General features: G+C 50.7%; 12 protein-coding genes. 8 read left to right on the top strand and 4 right to left on the bottom strand.

The annotated features are described in order from the left end of the window. Positions 1–21 precede the first annotated feature (21 nt). The 5 genes from JVX88_RS01315 to JVX88_RS01295 are packed head-to-tail and all read left to right on the top strand — an operon-like array spanning position 22 to position 5155. Positions 22–969 (top strand): ABC transporter permease, encoded by a 948-nt coding sequence (locus JVX88_RS01315; protein WP_211625029.1) that lies wholly within the window; start codon positions 22–24, stop codon positions 967–969. Between the two features lie 17 nt (positions 970–986). Next, a complete protein-coding gene (locus JVX88_RS01310) occupies positions 987–2369 on the top strand; it encodes an ABC transporter permease (protein ID WP_211625027.1) in 1383 nt (460 codons plus the stop codon). Between the two features lie 3 nt (positions 2370–2372). Next, complete coding sequence (locus JVX88_RS01305; RefSeq protein ID WP_211625025.1) at positions 2373–3389, top strand: ABC transporter ATP-binding protein; 1017 nt, start codon at positions 2373–2375, stop codon at positions 3387–3389. After that, positions 3382–4113 (top strand): hypothetical protein, encoded by a 732-nt coding sequence (locus JVX88_RS01300; RefSeq protein WP_211625023.1) that lies wholly within the window; start codon positions 3382–3384, stop codon positions 4111–4113. The genes JVX88_RS01305 and JVX88_RS01300 overlap by 8 nt, the downstream gene beginning before the upstream one ends. Before the next feature lie 10 nt (positions 4114–4123). Continuing rightward, positions 4124–5155, top strand: coding sequence for an ABC transporter ATP-binding protein (locus tag JVX88_RS01295; protein ID WP_211625021.1), 1032 nt, complete (start codon positions 4124–4126; stop codon positions 5153–5155). Between the two features lie 99 nt (positions 5156–5254). Here the strand turns inward: JVX88_RS01295 and JVX88_RS01290 are convergent, their stop codons facing one another. Then, a complete protein-coding gene (locus tag JVX88_RS01290) occupies positions 5255–9259 on the bottom strand; it encodes a TonB-dependent receptor (protein ID WP_211625019.1) in 4005 nt (1334 codons plus the stop codon). 436 nt (positions 9260–9695) lie between these two features. Beyond that, positions 9696–11105, bottom strand: a complete 1410-nt coding sequence (locus JVX88_RS01285; protein WP_211625017.1) for a sigma-54-dependent transcriptional regulator — start codon at positions 11103–11105, stop codon at positions 9696–9698. A 46-nt stretch (positions 11106–11151) separates the two neighbouring features. On the opposite strand from JVX88_RS01285, the gene JVX88_RS01280 reads away from it, so the two are divergent. Continuing rightward, on the top strand, positions 11152–11466 hold the full coding sequence (locus tag JVX88_RS01280; protein WP_211625015.1) for a hypothetical protein: 315 nt from the start codon (positions 11152–11154) through the stop codon (positions 11464–11466). Between the two features lie 308 nt (positions 11467–11774). Here the strand turns inward: JVX88_RS01280 and JVX88_RS01275 are convergent, their stop codons facing one another. Then, positions 11775–12986 carry an acetyl-CoA carboxylase biotin carboxylase subunit family protein gene (locus tag JVX88_RS01275; protein ID WP_211625013.1) on the bottom strand — a complete coding sequence of 404 codons (1212 nt, stop codon included), beginning with the start codon at positions 12984–12986 and terminating at the stop codon, positions 11775–11777. 31 nt (positions 12987–13017) lie between these two features. Further along, positions 13018–13455: a DoxX family protein gene (locus JVX88_RS01270; RefSeq protein ID WP_211625011.1), complete on the bottom strand. Its 438-nt coding sequence runs from the start codon at positions 13453–13455 to the stop codon at positions 13018–13020. Positions 13456–13571: 116 nt separating this feature from the next. On the opposite strand from JVX88_RS01270, the gene JVX88_RS01265 reads away from it, so the two are divergent. Continuing rightward, positions 13572–14270, top strand: a complete 699-nt coding sequence (locus tag JVX88_RS01265; RefSeq protein WP_211625009.1) for a site-2 protease family protein — start codon at positions 13572–13574, stop codon at positions 14268–14270. Position 14271: 1 nt separating this feature from the next. Then, the gene (gene trpS / locus JVX88_RS01260) at positions 14272–15249 is read left to right on the top strand and encodes a tryptophan--tRNA ligase (RefSeq protein ID WP_211625007.1); all 978 of its coding nucleotides are present in this window, start codon (positions 14272–14274) and stop codon (positions 15247–15249) included. Positions 15250–15252: the final 3 nt, after the last annotated feature.

Here is a 15252-nt window from a genome sequence, read left to right as displayed (position 1 = left end):
AGACTCTTAATAATCATCCCAATGGCGTTGCTTGTGGTTTCGGTAACATGGGGATTGATCCGCGTTGCTCCGGGGAATTTTTATTCGGATGAGCGTTCCCTGCCGGAAGATATAGAGGCGAATATACGCCAAAAATACGGGCTCGACCTGCCCTGGTATCAGCAGTATCTTATGATGCTCGGCAACGTCACCTGCCGAACCGCGCCAGAAAACGACACCTCAACTACCGGCGTTCGCTTCAATCTTTTTAACACAACTTTCAAGTGTTTCGATTTTGGCGATTCGCTTAAGTATGTCGGCCAATCGGTGAACGAGATAATATTTAGGCACCTGCCTTATTCGGCAACTATCGGCTTTCTCGCCTATATTCTTGCTCTTGCAATTGGATCGGTCGCCGGCAATATAGCGGCTTTGAAGCAGAACTCTGCATGGGATTATTCGTCAATGACGGCCGCCATGCTCGGACTTTCGGTGCCTAACTTTGTTCTCGGACCGATACTTGTCATCGTTTTCTCGCTCTGGCTCTATTGGTTCCCGCCGGCACGCTGGGGCGGGGTCTCCAATCTTGTTCTGCCGGTCATTACCCTTTCGGCGATATATATGGCCTACATAGCACGTTTGACCCGTGCCGGAATGCTTGAGGTGATGCGTTCGGACTATATCCGAACTGCAAGGGCGAAAGGTCTTGACGAAAAGGAGGTCCTCTTGAAACATGGTCTCCGCGGCGGGATCATTCCGGTGGTCTCATATACCGGTCCGGCACTTGCGGGCCTGCTTGCCGGAACCGTCGTAGTGGAAAAGGTATTCGCGATCCCCGGACTTGGGAACATCTTTATTCAATCTGTGCTAAACCGCGACGAGCCGCTGACGCTTGGCATAGTGGCGTTTCTTTCGATCCTGATAATGGTTTTCAATCTTATTGTAGATATCTCATACGGTTTTCTTGATCCGAGGATCCGGTACGACTGATCCGATTTTGGTCATTTATGCCAGCTGGCGAGTACACTATTTCCAATGAACTTGACCAAGACCTTCGTAAGCGAATGGTCGGGCAAGGTCTCTTGATGCTGATCGGCCTCTCGCTGATAGTATTGCACGTCAGCACAAGGACCGATCATTTCAACGAGGTCGGCCTGGTCGTTTTCCTGGTGATCTTTTTTGCTCTGACGGCATATGCGATCTGGTCAGTTCGGACCAGTCAGAAGAACTCTCTTTGGGCCGATGCCTGGAAACGTTTGCTGAAGAACAAGCTGGCCGTATTTGGCCTTGTGGTGGTCTGGTCAATGATCTTGCTTGTTGCGGTTGGCCCGACCCTGGTCTATTTGCTTAATGGTTTCACGCCTGATTTTATTCCGTCCGGAATTGACGGCGGTGACCGTGTTCGTTCTTTTCCACCATCCTTGACGCATCCGATGGGCACTGACGACCAAGGACGCGACCTATTGGCACGAGTCCTTCAAGGCGGCCGCATCTCCTTAATGGTCGGCATCATCTCGACGGTGGTTTCCCTGATAGTCGGCGTTTCATGGGGAGCCGTCGCGGGATTCGTTGGCGGGCGCATCGACAACATTATGATGCGCATAGTCGACATAATTTATTCGATACCGTATATCCTTGTTGTCATCGTTTTGCTTTCGGTCTTTGGCGGGCCGAACACCGCTTTTTTGATCAGCGCTATTCCGGTCGGCATAACCGCTTTGATCTCATTGGCATTATTGGTCTGGCTCGGTGTGAGAACATATCGTGCTTTCATAGAACATTATTCAAGCCGGGTCTCACCACTGCCAATGAAGATCGCATCGGCGCTGTTTGCTCTTTTTTTCATTGGGCTTGTCATTGAGATAATGCTGATAAATGCGTGGATGCATACCGCTTTTCTCGGGCAATTGGGCGGGTGGATAGCTGAGAGATTCCTTGCCTCTGCGGGACAAGGACTGAGCCAGATCTTTTTGCTTTTCTTCGCCCTCGGGCTTGTCTCTTGGCTAACAATGGCACGGGTTGTCCGCGGTCAGATACTTAGCCTGAAGAACCAAGAATTTGTCCTTGCTGCACGAGCCACGGGAGTATCAACATTCGGTATCATTTTTCGCCACCTTGTCCCGAATGCAATCGGGCCGGTGATCGTTTACGCAACTCTTACTGTTCCGAGCGTTATGCTTGCGGAGGCTTTCCTGTCATTCTTAGGGCTCGGTGTTCAAGCACCGTATGCTTCTTGGGGCAGCTTGGCCTCAGACGGCATCAAGAACATTCAGATTTTCCCGTGGCAAATGCTTTTTCCCGGCGTAACGATGGCGCTAACGCTTTTTTCTCTTAACTTTTTGGGCGACGGCTTGCGTGACGCACTGGATCCGCAGACGAGGAAGTTTTGATCGATGGATAGCAACGGCACAATACTTTCGGTCAAGGACCTAAAGACCTATTTTCAGACCGAGGACGGCATCGTAAAGGCGGTGGATGGTATTTCGTTCGAACTTAAGAAGGGCGAGACGCTTGGCATCGTAGGCGAATCAGGTTCCGGTAAATCGGTCACCAATCTTTCGATAATGCGGCTGATACCTGTGCCGCCCGGAAAGATCGTCGGCGGCAGTGTCATTTTTGACGGGATCGATGTTCGTGCACTTCCGATCGAGGAAGTTCGCAAGATCCGCGGGAAGCGCATTGCTATGATCTTTCAGGACCCGATGACCTCGCTGAATCCTTTCCTAAAGATCTCGACACAGCTGATGGAAGTAACGCGGCTCCATCTCGGCCACACCAAGAAACAGGCTTACGAGCACGGTGTGAAAATGCTTGAGATGGTCGGCATTCCTGATCCGCGATCTCGAATGGACGGATATCCGCATGAACTCTCAGGAGGGATGCGACAGCGTGTGATGATCGCAATGGCATTGAGCTGTGATCCTGAATTGCTGATCGCAGACGAGCCGACGACCGCTCTCGATGTAACTATCCAAGCGCAGATACTTGAGTTGATCAAAGGCTTGAAGTCCCGTATGGGAACGAGTGTAATACTGATCACACACGATCTTGGCGTGGTCGCCGGAATGACCGACAAGATAATCGTTATGTACGCAGGCAAGGTTTTCGAACAGGCTCCGACCAAAGAGCTATTCACAACACCGGCCAATCCGTATACAAAAGGCTTGCTGAAAAGCGTGCCCGATCCGGCACATGAACAGGGCGAGCCGCTTTATCAGATTCCCGGCTTGCCGCCGGACGTCGCACATCTGCCGCCGGGATGTCCGTTTGCCGAACGCTGCGACCGTGCAGAAGAGATTTGCCGGGCAGAATATCCACCTTTCGTCCAGATAAACGATCATCACCATTCACTCTGCCATTTCGCAGAAGAGGTGTATGCAGGATCCAACTCAGAGGCTCGAAATGATTAGACGCAGAAAGAATTTGTTTTTCGCCCCTTTTCTCCTTCTTCTAGGTATGGCTCTCGGGTGCTCAAATATCGAGCGTGTTATTTCCGAACGTTCCTCAGGTGACCCCTCGGCGGCTAATACCGCGGAGCAGCCTTCATCTGCCACTAGTGACGCAACCAGTGAAACATCCGCTGCACGATTCGAGCCAAGCGGCGATCCCAAAGAAGATATACAGAGGATGTCAGACAGATTTCTTGCACTTGATTCCTTCCGAGCCGAAATGACCGGCACCGGCAAGACCGATATGAAGGCAGAGATGGACTTCCTTGCACCCGACCGCTTCCGGCTCAAGACGGGGCTGCCAAATGGTCAAAGCACTGAGATGATCGTTATCGGGAAGGACACTTATCTTAACGTCGGCGGCCGATGGCAAAAGATGGGCGTTGATATCGGAACTTCAATGCCAAATATGCGGGAGACTTTTAGCAAGGAGGGGCTTAAGTGGTTTAAAGAGATAAGGTTCGAAGGCGAAGACACGGCCGAAGGACAATCCGCCTATCGATATTCATATTCGGGAACAGCCCCAGGCGGGGGGAATGAATATACATCTCGGATCTGGGTTAGACGTTCTGACGGGCTTCCGATAAAAGTGGATGCGGACTACAAGACCGGAGACCTGAGAACCATGACGATCCTCTATGACTATGCAACGAAGATCGTTATCGAACCGCCTACAGGGAAATGAACGAAAGCAGATGGAAACGAACGGTAACAATTTGATCTCCTTGCAAGACCTAAAAGTGCATTATCGCATTGGAGGCGGACTTTTTAGTGCAGAAAAGGTCGTTAAGGCGGTCGATGGGGTTTCGTTAGACATCAAGAAAGGTGAAACGCTCGGTTTGGTCGGTGAATCAGGCTGCGGAAAATCAACGCTCGGTAAAGCGATACTTCGCCTGACGGAGCCGTCCAGCGGCCGCGTACTTTACAATGGCCGAGATCTAGCCGGAATGCCGCAGCGTGAAATGCGCGAACAGCGAAAGCACCTTCAAATGATCTTCCAAGATCCTTACGCATCCCTCAATCCTCGAATGAACGTAGGACAGATCATCGGTGAACCGATCCGAACATTCGGTTTGGCGAGCGGGGCTGCCGCGGATGCACGCGTCGCTGAACTGATGGAAACCGTTGGACTCAGCCGTCGTTTCATTCGCCGTTATCCGCACGAGTTTTCCGGCGGGCAACGGCAACGGATCGGCATCGCGCGTGCTCTTGCCGTCGATCCGGAATTTATCGTCGCTGATGAACCTATTTCTGCATTAGATGTTTCCATCCAGGCACAGATAATGAACCTGATGGAAGAGCTGCAGGCCAAGAAGGGTTTGACGTATCTCTTCATTTCGCACGACCTTCGTGCGGTCCGGCATCTCTCAGATCGTGTGGCAGTGATGTATCTAGGTGAGATCGTCGAACTCGGCCCAGGAAAGGACGTTTATGCTGACCCGCTTATGCCTTACACGAAGGCATTGATCTCGGCCGTGCCCGTGCCTGATCCTGAAATAGAAGCAAAACGCGAACGCATAATTTTGCAGGGCGATGTGCCTTCACCGATAGATCCGCCCGCGGGCTGCCATTTCCATACTCGTTGCTCTTACGCCATCGATGAATGCCGTCGAACAAAACCCCAGCTTGTTGAGATCAAACCGCGTCACCAAGCTGCCTGCATACGTATCTCACCCGAACATCCCGACATCGAAGTGAACGTGGCTGCCGGTCTCCGAGCGTTATAGTGACCGCACAAAGCACAGAGCCTCTAACAACAACCATCAAGCACAACAAAAAAGCGGTGCCGATCGCTCGACACCGCAAAGTTCAGTATTCCAATTCGATCAGAAGTTGAATCGGAAGCTAAGGTCGATCATACGGCCACCTGGGTTATTGGTGGTCGAAAGATCTTGATAAGCAGAGCCGGCACCGAGCTGGCCAAATGTTGCACCGCCAACGCCCGCGGCCGTGACGTCGGCTCCCCATCCGCCAACCCTGAAGGGGGGCTGGTTGAGCACGTCAAGCATCGTCATACGGAACTCGATATTTCGCTTCTCGTCGATCCTGAACCGCTTTGAAATGGAAGCATCGAACAGGAAGAAATCGGGGCCGTACATGATCAGGTTCGTGAAGCCGCATTCTCCGGCATATTTAGAGATACAGTTTCCGTAACCTGCCGGTGCGATAAAGCGCCCAGTTGGTGGTCCGCCAAATGTGGTTCCATAACCTGTTGGGCTTGTTATACTGATATCGAACGCCCTCTGGGTGTTCAGAATTATGTCATCCGGAAGGAAGGTGACCACATTCGGGCCCTTGCGGACCTTGATCTCCTTTTGGAGTTCCTTTTTGGTCATACCAACAAGCGTGACATTTCCAAACTGGAACGGCGAGCCGCTCTGCCAGCGAATTACCGGCATTATCGACCATCCACCGACTATCAGATCGGCAGCACGATTCATATTGCGTCCAAATCTCTGTCCGCGTCCGAACGGCAGATCCCAAGTGGCATCGAAAATGAACACGTGCCGTACATCGAACACCTGAACATTCTTTGCATTGATGATGCCCTGCGGACGGAGGCTGTAATTTGACTGCTGAGTTCCGCTTGAGGCGAATGCATTAGACTGAGCCTTCGACCAAACGTAACTCGACTGGATACGAACCCCGTCCGAAAGCCGGCGACGATATTCGATCGTTCCCGAGTCATACCAAGTCCGAGCGTCATCGCTTAGCTGGAACGCACCAGCCGGAACAGTCGGGTTTACACGGAAGAAGTTTGCCGGAAGTCCGTTCGCGATCGCATTAGCACGCCGCGTAGCGTTGTTTTCAAACGATGCGCTGCCAACAAAGCCGAGCACGTTTGGGTTATTCACGGAAAGCAACGCCACAAGAGCTGCATTACCAAAGTTTGTAGCAGACAAATACTGGGCTGGGTTGTTGATTGCTGCTTGGTAAGCTGTCGGGTTACCGTAGTTGTTAAAATACGCCAAAATTATTGGGAGAGGTGACGTCGATGTTCCCGGTCCGAAGAAACCAAAGGTTGGGACCCTTGCAACCGGAGTGGAATCAGTAGAGCTGACGACACAGTTTCCACTCATATTGACAAACGCAGGGCATAAACGGCGATTCGTTTGGCCTGCAGCGAAGGCTGCCTCGTTCGCATATAGATTCTGTTGGGCGAGTACGAATTCCTGTGCGAAGCCGTTCTCTATCACGTTTGTTTCATTAATGAAGTTCAAACGATAGATACCGTAACCGCGGTTGCCAACATAGCGCACCTCGACAACTGAGTTTCTATCCAGTTGCCGCTGATAGCTTAGGCTGAACGAATTAACGTAACCGGTCTTGATGTCCGGATCTACAGCAAGAGCCTGGTTCGCCGCCGTCAGCGCTAGTGGGAAGTTTGGGGTTGGGTTGAAGCTCGGCGATACAAGGTTCGGATTGTTTGCATCACGCAGATTGGTTCCAAGGGTAAGGCTTCCTGCTACTGTGGTGGCCCGAGTGAGTGAGAGCAGACCGCCCGGTGTGTTGCCGGTGATAGTCGTCTGCAGGGATGAACCTTCACGAACAAATGCCCGCGAGAAACCACCCCGGAAAACGCTTTGGTTCTGTTCACCGAACATAAACCTTGCTACGCTACCCTTGAAGCCAGGGCTCCACACGAATCCTACAGACGGTGCCCAGTTATTCATATCGTCGGAATAAGCCTTTTCACCGACTTGATACAGAATGACTCGAGGTGCCTGTCCGCCAGTTGCACCCGGTCGGAAAATATTTCCCTTACCCGAGATGCCCCAGACCTGATCTGGATTCTCAAGTTTACCTACGTTAGCCGTACGGATCTCAAATGCTTCCTGCGGCTGCCATCGAATTCCGAAATTAACAGAGAAATTCGGACGTATCCGCCAGTTGTCCTGTGCGAAAAGCCCATAGGTCTTCTGTCGGAAATTCTGGATTTGCACGCCATTTTCTACGTAGGTACCCTCCGCATTCAGGTAGGCATTAGATGCATAACTGATAATGCGGCCAACCAACAGCGAATAGATGCTGCGAGCCTCTGCCTGTTGGGTCGCTGTAGAGCCCGGCATCGTGGTCGCATTGAACATCCCGAACGCCGTGGTCTGATTGCCCGAATTGACGATACCGAATCCAACCGTCGGAACTACGCGATTCAGATTGGTATTCAGCGTACGGATTATCTTGTATTGGCCGCCAAAGTTGATAGAGTGTCGGCCCGTCACCCACGTCGTCGAGTTGGTCAGGTCATAGGTTGGAGTGCTCCGGACCTGAGCAAAGTTGTTGTTATAAGGAGTTGTTACACCACCCACGCCGAAATCAAGTAGAAATCCCTGTGAGAAGGCGAAATCGGCAGGCGAAACCGTTCCAAAGAAGTCAGTGGCACCGCCGGATTGGGCATACCTAAGTTCGTTTACTACGTTCTTGCCAAAGGTCGAACGAAGAGCGTAGGACCATGAGCGTCTGATGCCGCCCTGGCCATAGAACGGGAAGCCCGGAAAGATCGGGTCACGAGAGTTCAGGAAATCCATTCCAGGGCGAAAATGCTGCCTGTTGACAACAAATTCTGCCGCATGGTTTTTGGTGATGTTCGCATCAAGCCTTAATGCAAAGAAATTCCTTGTGTTAAGGCCTGAATTCGTGAAGTTGTAAAAGCGACGGTTCGGGTCATTGGTGATCGCAGAGGTCGTCCCGATGCTGTTTGCGGCGGATTGTATCCGGTTCAGAATGCTCAAGATCGTTGGGTCGATCGTAGCAAGCTCTGCATTCGCTGCCGCGATATTGAATAGATTGACCGTTTGAACGCCAGCTTGGGTGATGTAGCTATAGTTCCCGGTCGCGATAGCAGGTGAAAAGATCGTTCGCGTCCTGGTCACAGATTCCGGAAGCCTAAACTCTTCCCATGCGACGAAAAAGAATCGCTTATTCTTGCCCGAATCAAATGGCTTCACACCATTTCCGAAGCCAAGGAACGGGATCGGACCGCCGACACGTCCACCAAACTCATTGAGGATTATCCTCTGACGAGCGATGCGGTCGCGATTGTTGTACCAGTAATTCGAGTTAAGAGCCTCGTTTCTATGTTTCCAGAAAAGTCCGCCGGTATAGTCGTTCGTACCGCGACGGGTAACGAAACGTATCTGAACTGCACCATCACCGCCAACTTCTGATCCGGGGTTCGAGGTGGAAACAGTTACTTCTTCGATCGCGTCAACACGTGGGCGGACGTATGTGAAGAAACCGTCTGACGAACGAAGCGTATTGTCTTGGGCATCTACACCATCAACGGTAATGGTCAGGGCTCCTTTTGGAAGTCCGTTAATAGATGCGCTTCGCGGACGGCCCACTGTTGCCGTTCCGGGAAGAAGTGAAATAAGATCTAGCGCATCGCGCGAGCGGATCGGCGTTTCAAGGATCTGGCGACCCTGGATGGTCGTTCCTACTGCCGCGGTCTGGGTTTGAAGAACCTCGCCGCCAGTGGTAACGACAACTGTTTCTTCAACACCGCCTGTTTGCAACACACCATCAACGCGTGTCGGGGTTCCTACGTCAACCTTCACGTTCTCGACCACAAGGGTCTTGAAGCCCGAAGAGCTGATCGAAACTGTGTATATACCGGTGGCCACGGCCGGAACATTATATCCGCCGCTTGAGCCGGTTACTGCTGTGTAGTTTTGGCCGGCAGGGCCCCGAACTACAACGGTCGCCCCCGGAACAACGGAGCCCGCTTCATCAACAACGGTGCCGCCGATAGAACCGGTTTGGGCAAAGGCAACGGTTGCGAACATTACCGAAAGGGTAAACACAACCAAGCCGTTTATCAGCTTTTTCATCTTATCCTCCTGGGTTTTTATTTAGTATTGAGCGAAAAAGAGCAAATAAAAGCCCGAACCAATTCTTGGTTCACCAGGTGAAAAAGCCCGAAAAAATTGTCAATCAACCAATACGATCAAAGAACAGACCGTAACGACGTACAGATGAATGAATTTGTTTTGTTTATTAGTAGAAACCCTTTACGGGTAGTACAGAACAATTAGGCAAGGATTATGCCATATAGTCCTTTATCCGGCAAAATCGCAAAAGTCTAAATCTTGCTGAATATACAGTCGGTTTAGTCAGAACTCTTCGGGGACGCATTTAGGCTTAACACGACGGATTTTGAATTTTTGTTCAGGATTTTGGAAAACCGATTCACTTCAACAGTTAGGCTGATGAACAATGTTGATCAATTTGACATTATTTTGCTCAAATTGCCTAAGTCCCACACTTCTATGATCTTGGTTGGATGTTGTATCCCTTTATCTTTGAATTCAATGTAGTTGCGTTAAGCCCCAGCAGCCTTGCGGCTCGCGACTGATGTCCACCGGTTTGTTCCAATGCCCTACGGATCAGGTCTATCTCAAATTTCTTGACCTCGTCGTAAAAATTCACGCCGCGGCCTATATCGATCGCACCCGATGTCCCCTCTGTTTGCTCAAGCATCTTCATTGCGAGGTTGGGGTCACGAACCTCAGGCCTTAGACAATCTTCGGTGATCTCATCCGTTGCAGCAATAACTACCGCACGCTCAATAATATTCTCCAATTCGCGCACATTTCCTGGGTAATTGTAATTTTCGAGAAGCGAAAGGACTTCCGGCCGAAGATTCTCCGAAATGGAGCGGCCATTTTCGGCGTTATATTTGCGAATAAAGTGTTGTGCGAGCGGAAGGATATCCTCAGTTCTTTGTCTCAGCGCCGGGAGCTCGATGGGTACAACGGATAGCCTGTAATAAAGATCCTCGCGAAAAGTTCCGTTCTTTACAGCGTCCTTGAGGTCAACATTCGTTGCCGCAATGATCCGAACATCCACTTTCGTCGACGATGTTTCACCGATAGGAATGAACTCTCGTTCCTGGATAACACGAAGCAGTCGCACCTGCATCTCAGGCCGCAGATCGCCGATCTCATCCAAAAAGATCGACCCGGAATCTGCTATCTCGAACAAACCTTTCTTTGCCGCAACTGCGCCCGTGAACGCTCCCTTTGTATGTCCGAAAAGCTCTGATTCCAGCAATTCCGAAGGAATATTTGAGCAATTTACTACGACAAAAGGGTTGTCGCAGCGCGGACTTGCCTCGTGGATCGCCTTCGCAAGCAGCTCTTTCCCCGTTCCGCTTTCGCCCGTTATCAAGACGGTAGAGCGGGCCGGAGCGACGCGCTCTACAAGGCGGAAAATCTCCTCCATCTTCTCTGATCTGCCGATTATCGCATCGCGGCTGACGGAGCGCGTCATTACCTGCCGTAGCGTTTGCCGCTCTTCTTCTTTCTTGCGTTTTTTTATCCCTTTCGCAACGAGAGCGAGGATCTGCTCATTTTGAAACGGTTTTCGTATGACGCCGACCGCGCCTTTTTCCCAAGCGGAAATAGCCGTGTCAAATGTGGCAAATGCCGTAACCATCAGCACCACGGCCTCTGCATCCAGCTTTATCAATTCCTCAAGCGCGGTCAGTCCTCCCATACCGGGCATCGAAACATCCATTAGAACGACATCAAAGGATCTCTCGGCATAGAGTCGCAGCGCCTCCTCGCCGGTCTTTGCAAGCTCTATCTTGTATCCTGCTGAGGAGAGTACCGTTTCAAGAACGTCGCGCATTATCTCCTCGTCATCGCAGATAAGGATGTTTCCTTTCTTCGCCATATGAACAGATTAATGAATTTACAGAAAACAATCTACGATGCAAACAATGTCGAAGACTTTACCTGGCCGTCTCATTCCAGTATTTTCCTCAATAGTGCCGATATACGATAATTTCGCACCGTATTACGACCGGTTCTTTTCTCCGCTCGAAAGTGCCGGTCTTGCCCGTTGGCGGAAGGAGGCTCTTGGATTATTGCCCGATGCCGGAAGCGTGCTTGAGATCGGTTGCGGGACAGGTGCCAACTTCGAATATTATCCCGCGGAATGGAATGCCGTCTCCACCGAAATTTCCATCGAAATGATCTTTCGCGCAGACCCAAAAAGGGTCAGGAATTTGCTCATCTGCGCCGACATACGATAAGGGTGAATTTGATCTTATCTAAGCTTAGATAGGTGTAGGAGAATAAAGGCAGGTCATATTAGTTACCAAAATGCACATTATGCGATGTCACCGTAAAATATAGCTGTAGAAATCCGGCACGATCAGAAAGATGACCATTGACGAATACTTAAGTAAAAAGATCTCGGACATACCGTTGGTTCCAATACTGACCGCTCCTGTCAAAATGGGGGAGGGCTACTTTGGGCAAAACAGGGTGAAAGAATAAGACATAAGTTGCGCCCGTAGAGACATACTTGTACGCCGCTACCACACAACATAGATGACATTCAATCGTCGTAGCGTTCTTTGGCCGGAGCGATCGCAAGAAAGTCGTCGGCTATACGCTGCGAGTATATCTCTAGAAGTTCGGAAACGCGTTCTCGTTTGGGCGAATAAAAAATCAGTCCAACGTGTTTGGGTTTGTTGATCCGGTAAACGATCTCTTCATCCGTATAGTGCGCGGTATCGGGCCGTTCATCTTTTGAAAGAGCAAGAGCAATGCCGGCATAGTCCTTCCTCAGCTTTGGTGGGCTGTAAGGATGATCTCCATCGGCGATCGAAATCTTTGCCCATTCACGCCAAAGATTGAAGCCACAGGCGTGTTCCAGTACATTCGCAATGTATGCACCACCTACCCGGCACGCCACCTCAAGCAAGTAGAATTTTCCATCTGCCTTGCTGCGAATGAATTCACCATGCGTAACGCCGTTCTCGTAATTAAAAGCCTTTAAAAGTTTTGCGTTGAGCTTTTCAAGGTCCTTGCGCTCCTTAGAACCGTACTCGACGATAGAGGTCGTAAAGACACCGCCGTAATGCGTAACGGAAAATGGAGGTCGACCGTACTTGCTGACACCGGAGCAGATCACCTTGCCTTTGCTGACGACAGAATCAACGTGAAAGACATCACCCTCGATGAACCGCTCGATCAGGAACTGCGAGGGATGATCGCGCCAATTATTGCGGCTGTCCAGATCGGTCAGCACATCCCAGACCTGCCCGGCATCTTCGCATTTCCTAATACCGAAGGCCGACACCTCGTGCCGTGGCTTTACGATCACCGGCATCTCGACATTTTCAAGAAATTCATTTATTGCAGCGGGGTTCAACGGACAGATAAAATCCGGACACGGTATGCCGGCCGCGTTTGCGATGTTGCGCATCGCTAGCTTGTCGCGAAAACGAATTGTGTGTGAAAATGTCATTCCGCCAAGCTGGAGATGCTCACGGGTTCGTGCGGCGGTCGTTACGTCGAATTCGTCCAGACCAACGACCCGATCTATCTTTCGCTCACCGGCAATATTGGTAACGGCCCGAACATAATCCTCCATCGAAGCCTCGTTCTCGACGGTTCTTACATCATTCAGGGCGGTCCAGGCCCATGGTTCATCGAGCAATTTTTTTCGCGTAACGAGCGTTACGTACCAATCGGCAGACTGGCATTCTTCAAGGAATTCATTTCCCTTCTGTTCGCTGGCGATGCAGACAATGTGCTTTTTCATATTGAATTAGTCTCGCTGACGCAAGAATTCATCAAATGCCCGCTGTGCCCTCTTTCCGGAGATAGCTGTCAATGCTCCAATCTCCCGAACCTTTTATCACGAATGCTAGGGCAATAAATAAATAAAGAAAAGCTTTCTCTTGCGCCGCAAAAGGATCGGAACCGTGCACACCGATCAGAGCGACAAGCATCGTTACTGCTATGAAAAAGCTTGAGACCCGAGTCAAGAAGCCCAAGGCTAGAAAGATTCCGCCGCCGAATTCTGATATTGCGGCGGCCCATGCAAAGAATGTCGGCATAGGGAAGCCCATTTGGGCCGTGCGGGCTATCAAACCTTCACCTGGAGGCAGCTTACCGGCCCCGTGTCCGAACGCCATTGCGATACCCGCAAATATCCTGAGCAACGCAAGCCCCGCATTTGCAGCAAACGACAAACCGCTCTCTCCGCCGAACAGTATCTTGTTTAGCATTTACTATTCTCCGCCAAAGGTTTATTTTGTCGTAAAAGAATGGCACAATTCCAGAATAAAGACAACGTTTACTTGAAGTTCAACACGTTTGGAAACATCGAGAAATAGGGGATTTAATGGGCGATATCGATATAGCCATTCTGGTCAGCCATCTGGTGATGTTCCTCGTAGTGCTGCTGATGGCCGTTTCTATTCACGAGGCAGGACACGCTTGGATGTCGCATAAATTCGGCGACGACACGGCATTTATGCTTGGCCGTGTAACTTTGAATCCGGTCGCCCATACTGATCCGATTGGCACGCTCTTGATTCCGATACTCGCCTTCACCTTTGGGGCAATAGGCGGAGCACTTGCTGGCATCCCACTGATAGGCTGGGGCAAACCAACTCCTGTAAACCCGCGCAATTGGACAAACTATAAGTTGGCAAATGTTATGGTCTCGATCGCGGGGATCGGGGCAAATCTTCTACTTGCAACGATCGGATTCATTATCTTCAAAACGCTTCTTGAGACCGGCACCATAAATGCCGGAAACGCTTCGGGCGGCATTGTTCAGCCTTTGGTCATATTCCTGAATTATTTGATAATGCTTAATGTTTCGCTGGCCGTATTCAATTTACTGCCGTTCCCGCCACTGGATGGAAGCAAAGTGCTGTCAACCTTCCTGCCAGATAGCTTTCAACCGGTTTTCCAGATGCTCGAACAATTCGGGTTTATGATCTTGTTGCTGCTCGTTTATATGGGCGTGATCGGTTTCATCATCCGGCCGTTCTATTTGCTTGTCCAATATTTGCTCTTCACGCCTTGGTTTTAGAATGAGAGAACGAATTTTTAGCGGTGCTCAGCCCACCGGCCAGCTTCATATTGGTAATTATCTTGGCGCTCTGAAGAATTGGGTGGAGTTGCAGGATGATTACGAGAGCATTTTCTGCATCGTCAATCTGCATGCGATAACGCTGCCGCAGGATCCGGCGAGCTTAAGGAAGGCGACACTAGACCTAGCCCGGATCTATCTTGCGGCCGGGGTCGATCCTGCCAAGTCCACAATTTTCATCCAATCGGACGTTCCCCAACATGCCGAACTCGCTTGGACGCTTTCCTGCATCGCACGAATGGGCGAACTCGAACGAATGACGCAGTTCAAGGACAAAGGCAAGGGAAATACAGAGCGTGCCGGGGTCGGGCTTTTCACTTATCCGATCCTGATGGCGTCAGATATTTTGCTTTATCAAACAGATCTTGTGCCAGTCGGGCAGGACCAGAAACAGCATCTTGAGCTGACACGTGACCTCGCCGAACGTTTCAACCGCGACTATGGCGAGACCTTCAAAGTGCCGGAGCCTTATATTCCAAAAGCAGGCGCAAGCATCAAGTCGCTGCAGGACCCCGAAAAGAAGATGTCGAAATCGGACGAGAACGCCAACGGTTCGATATTTTTGCTTGACGATCCCGATACGATCACAAAGAAAATAAAACGCGCCGTCACAGATTCCGGCACTGACATAACGTTCGACGAAACGCGGCCCGCGATCACAAATCTGCTCACGATCTTTCAATTGCTAACAGGAAAGACAGGCGAAGAATGCGTCGCACACTTTGAAGGAAAAGGCTACGGCCACTTCAAGACCGAGCTTGCCGAAGTAACTGTCGAGTTCCTTAAACCGTTTCAGGCCCGTGTCAAAGAATATGACGAGGAGTCGCTGAAAGCCATCCTCTCTGCAGGCGCCGAAAAAGCCCGTCAAATCGCCGCCGAGACACTAAGATCGGTTTATAAACAAATGGGAATTAATTGATCG

It is taken from the genome of Leptolyngbya sp. 7M (assembly GCF_018128485.1).
Note: the sequence above shows the minus strand (reverse complement) of the source record. Positions and strands in the feature narration are given on the sequence as shown.

Coding starts and splice junctions, on each gene's coding strand:
- JVX88_RS01275 (WP_211625013.1), bottom strand. CDS start 12,986: ATGAAAAAGCACATTGTCTGCATCGCCAGCGAACAGAAGGGAAATGAA.
- JVX88_RS01265 (WP_211625009.1), top strand. CDS start 13,572: ATGGGCGATATCGATATAGCCATTCTGGTCAGCCATCTGGTGATGTTC.
- JVX88_RS01290 (WP_211625019.1), bottom strand. CDS start 9,259: ATGAAAAAGCTGATAAACGGCTTGGTTGTGTTTACCCTTTCGGTAATG.
- JVX88_RS01310 (WP_211625027.1), top strand. CDS start 987: ATGCCAGCTGGCGAGTACACTATTTCCAATGAACTTGACCAAGACCTT.
- trpS (WP_211625007.1), top strand. CDS start 14,272: ATGAGAGAACGAATTTTTAGCGGTGCTCAGCCCACCGGCCAGCTTCAT.
- JVX88_RS01285 (WP_211625017.1), bottom strand. CDS start 11,105: ATGGCGAAGAAAGGAAACATCCTTATCTGCGATGACGAGGAGATAATG.
- JVX88_RS01300 (WP_211625023.1), top strand. CDS start 3,382: ATGATTAGACGCAGAAAGAATTTGTTTTTCGCCCCTTTTCTCCTTCTT.
- JVX88_RS01270 (WP_211625011.1), bottom strand. CDS start 13,455: ATGCTAAACAAGATACTGTTCGGCGGAGAGAGCGGTTTGTCGTTTGCT.
- JVX88_RS01305 (WP_211625025.1), top strand. CDS start 2,373: ATGGATAGCAACGGCACAATACTTTCGGTCAAGGACCTAAAGACCTAT.
- JVX88_RS01295 (WP_211625021.1), top strand. CDS start 4,124: ATGGAAACGAACGGTAACAATTTGATCTCCTTGCAAGACCTAAAAGTG.
- JVX88_RS01315 (WP_211625029.1), top strand. CDS start 22: ATGGCGTTGCTTGTGGTTTCGGTAACATGGGGATTGATCCGCGTTGCT.
- JVX88_RS01280 (WP_211625015.1), top strand. CDS start 11,152: ATGTCGAAGACTTTACCTGGCCGTCTCATTCCAGTATTTTCCTCAATA.